This window comes from Mycobacterium sp. 852002-51057_SCH5723018 (assembly GCF_001667035.1).
In the GTDB taxonomy this organism is placed as follows: Bacteria; Actinomycetota; Actinomycetes; order Mycobacteriales; family Mycobacteriaceae; genus Mycobacterium.
The window spans coordinates 1-640 of the sequence record NZ_LZIR01000060.1; the positions used below are offsets into that span (position 1 = coordinate 1).

2 pseudogenes are annotated in these 640 nt (G+C 68.8%); one reads left to right on the forward strand and one right to left on the reverse strand.

From position 1 onward, the window contains the following. A pseudogene (locus tag A5764_RS12450) lies at window positions 1-357 on the forward strand (hypothetical protein); the annotation flags it as partial. A gap of 4 nt (window positions 358-361) precedes the next feature. Here A5764_RS12450 and A5764_RS12455 read toward each other — a convergent pair. Beyond that, window positions 362-640, reverse strand: a pseudogene (locus tag A5764_RS12455) (hypothetical protein); the annotation flags it as partial.

The following is a 640-nucleotide window of genomic DNA, read 5'->3' on the forward strand; positions in this document are numbered from 1 at the left end:
CCCAGCGATCCGCACGACGGCGCCTACACCGCCGCCCGGCTGGCCAAGGATCAGGAGGTGCCCATCTCGACGATCTCCTTCGGCACGCCCTACGGCACCGTCGAGTACGAGGGCGCCACCATTCCGGTGCCCGTCGACGACCAGACGCTGCAGGAAATCACCAAGATCACCGACGGCCAGGCGTTTCACGCTGACAGCCTGGAGTCGCTCGAGGGCGTCTATTCCACGCTGCAGCGCCAGATCGGCTACGAGACCGTGAAGGGCGACGCCAGCCTCGCCTGGATGCTGCTGGGCGCGGTGCTGCTGGCCGGCGCCGTCCTGGCCGGTGAGTTCCTGAACCGCAGGCTGCCCGCCTGAGCGTTCAGGTCGGCAGGCGCCGGTTGATCAGCAGGGCCAGCGCCGCGGCGATCAGGGCGGCGACGACGCCCAGGCGCAGCCAGCCGGCGCTGCCGGGACCGGGCACCGTGCGATACCCGATGTCGTTCTCTATGGCGTTGTAGCTCTTGTTGAGCTCGCTGAGGTTCGTGGCGGTGTAGGACTGCCCGCCCGACAGCCGCGCGATCGTCTTCATCTGGTCCGTCGAGACGGGGACGGCGACCCGCTGCCCGTTCATCTCGATCTCGCCGCCCTTGGTGACGAA